The following is a 2,912-nucleotide window of genomic DNA, read 5'->3' as shown; positions in this document are numbered from 1 at the left end:
CACCCCGCGGGGTGTGCCGAGGACCGTGCCGGAGCGAAGTGGACCGGCCGTCGATGCGGACGGCGAAAGGAGTGCTTATCGTCAGGCAGACGACTATGATCGCCGCATGCCCTACGATCCGTCAGCCTTTCCGCCCTTCGCCGTCACCGTGGACCTGGTCGTGCTGACCGTGCGCCGTCATGCTCTGTGCGCGCTGGCGGTGCGCAGGGGGGAGCCGCCCTTCCAGGGGCGCTGGGCCCTCCCCGGCGGTTTCGTACGGGCCGACGAGGACCTGGCGCAGGCGGCGGCGCGGGAACTGGCCGAGGAGACGGGGCTGCGGGTGCACGACCCGGCCGTCCCCGCCCAGGACAACGGTGCTCATCTCGAGCAGCTCGCCACCTACGGCGATCCCAAGCGCGACCCCAGGATGCGTGTCGTCAGCGTCGCGCACCTGGCCCTGGCCCCCGACCTGCCCGCACCCCGGGCGGGCGGTGACGCCAGCAACGCACGCTGGGCGCCGGTCGAGGAACTACTGCAGCAGGGCGGTTACGGCCGGGACGGCGAGCCGGTCACGCCGCTCGCCTTCGACCACGCCCAGATCCTGGCGGACGGGGTGGAGCGTGCCCGATCCAAGATCGAGTACTCGTCCCTGGCGACGGCCTTCTGCACGTCCGAGTTCACCGTCGGCGAGCTGCGCCGTGTCTACGAGGCGGTGTGGGGCGTGGCGCTCGACCCGCGCAACTTCCACCGCAAGGTGACCGGCACACCGGGCTTCCTGGTCCCCACCGGCGGGACGACCACCCGCCAGGGCGGTCGTCCCGCGCAGCTCTTCCGGGCCGGCGGAGCCACCCTGCTCAACCCCCCGATGCTGCGTCCCGAGGTCTGACGCGAAGAGCGCGGCCGCGCGGGGAGGCGGACGGCGAACGCGGGTTTGACGGAGGTGTTCTCCCCGTCGACAGCGAACCCTGCGGTGCCCGGAAAATCCGATAATGCGCGCTATCTTGCTTCGGGTGATCCAGGCCGTCGGACTGACCGGCAGCCCCCGCAAGGAGCTTCCGCCCATCGTCGACGACGTCTTCTTCGAGGTGCCCGCGGGGCGCGTCACCGTGCTGCTCGGCGCGCCGGGCGCCGGCAAGACGACAGCGCTCGGCCTCATGCTCGAACTCCGACCGGGGCGCGGCGTCACCCACTTCGGAGGCCGTCCGCCGCACCGCATCGCGCGTCCCTTCCGTGAGGTCGGCGTTCTGCTGGGTGACGTGCCCGGCCATCCCGCCCGAACGGTCCGCGGACACCTCCGCATGCTGTGTGCCGCCGCGGGCGTCCCGGTCCGCCGTGCCGACGAAGTCCTCGAAGCCGTGGAGCTGGTGAACCTGCGGGACGAACGCCTCGGCTCCCTGTCGCGCGGTACGGACCGCAGGCTCGGACTGGCCTGCGCGTTGCCGGCGGATCCGCACACGCTCGTGCTCGACGAGCCCGGGCACGGGCTCTTTGTCCGCGAGAACCGATGGCTCCACGGCATGCTCCGGGCGTACGCGGCCCAGGGGAGCACCGTCCTGTGCACGACGGCCGATCCTAAGAAGGCTGCGCGGACCGCGGACCGCGGACCGCGTGGCCACGCTGGAGCGGGGGAGGATCGTCGCCGACCAGGAGGCCGGGGACTTCTCACGCACCCGGCTGCGTCCCCGCGTCGCCGTCCGCAGTCCGCACGCCTCTCCGCGCTGCTCATGAAGGAGGCCCGCACCGCACGGCGCTCCGTGGAGATCGTGCCGGAAGGCGGCAACCGCCTCTGCGTCTACGGCAGCACCTGTGCGGAGGTCGGCGAGACCGCGTTCCGGCACGGCATCGTCGTGCACCAACTCGCCGATCAGGTGGGAGACATGGGACCCGGAGCGGACGTCGCCGACCCGCCCCGGGCCGCCGGTGATGACGCGCGGGCCCGGACCGGTCACCCGCAACGGGTCACCGGCGGACCGGCGGCTCCCGTCACCGGCGGACCGGCGCTCTCGGCCGCCGGCGCACCGGCGCCCCCAGCCGTGGACACCCCGTCGCCCACCACGGCGGAAGTACCTGAGCACCCCGCCGCCGTCCCGCCGCCCTCCACGGCAGCCGCTGCGGAACACGCGGCGGACGGTCGGCGACCGGCGCCCGTCGCCGCACCGCACCGGTGCTCCGGCCGACGACGGCGGCCCGCCTCCCCGCCCTCCGGCCTGCGGGAGCCGGAAACCCCCGCAGGGGGAGAAACCCACCGCTCCGCCACGGCCCCCGCGAACCGGTCCGAGCACACCTGCGACGCCCCGGCGGAGCTTCCGCCGCCCATACCCGTCCGGTCCGCCCCCGGCCCCCTCCGCCCTCTTCGCTACGAGATCCGCCGTGCCACGGGCGTCGGCACGGGGTTCCTCGTCGGGGCCGGTGTGCTCGCCGTGTCCGCGCTCACCGCCGTACTGCTGGCACGCGTCGGGCACACTCCGCAGCCACGTCTGCTGGCCGCGGAGCCGCGCCGGTTGCCGCTGCCGCCCGCGGCGCTCGGGGCGGGGCTGCTCGGCGCGCTGGCCTTCGGTGACGAGTTCCGCCACCCCGCCCTGGCCGCGGACCGCGGCACCGTGCCCCGGCGGCTGGGGCTGCTGACCGCCGAACTCCTGGTCGCCTCGGGCGCCGCGCTGGTGCTGGCCGTCCTGACCGTCGGGTGCGACGCCGAACTGCTCTCCCTCGTCCACGGGCCGGAGGCCGTGGAGGTTCCCGCCGGCTGGCTCCCGCTGGGCGCCGACTGGCTCGGGCTCGTGGTGGGATGTGCCTGTGCCGGTGTGCTGGCCGCAGGCGTCCTCCGGTCCGCCACCGCCGGACTCGCCGTGGTCGTCGCCGTTCCCCTCCTCGTCGTGCCCCTCGTGCACAAGGTGGCGGAAGGACCGTCGGCGCGCGCCGCGACCGGGTTCCCG

General features: G+C 74.6%; 1 protein-coding gene and 1 pseudogene. Both read left to right on the top strand.

Going from position 1 to position 2,912, the window contains the following annotated elements; all coding sequences use genetic code 11:
- Positions 1-106: 106 nt before the first annotated feature.
- Entirely contained in the window at positions 107-865 is a 759-nt protein-coding gene (locus B7L92_RS31880) for an NUDIX hydrolase (RefSeq protein ID WP_081240780.1), read from the top strand.
- A gap of 124 nt (positions 866-989) precedes the next feature.
- Positions 990-2,912, top strand: a pseudogene (locus B7L92_RS31875) (ATP-binding cassette domain-containing protein); the annotation flags it as partial.

It is taken from the genome of Streptomyces viridosporus (genome assembly GCF_002078235.1).
In the GTDB taxonomy this organism is placed as follows: domain Bacteria; phylum Actinomycetota; class Actinomycetes; order Streptomycetales; family Streptomycetaceae; genus Streptomyces; species Streptomyces viridosporus.
The sequence above is the reverse complement of the archived record's forward strand: the minus strand, read 5'-3'. Positions and strand labels throughout refer to the sequence as shown.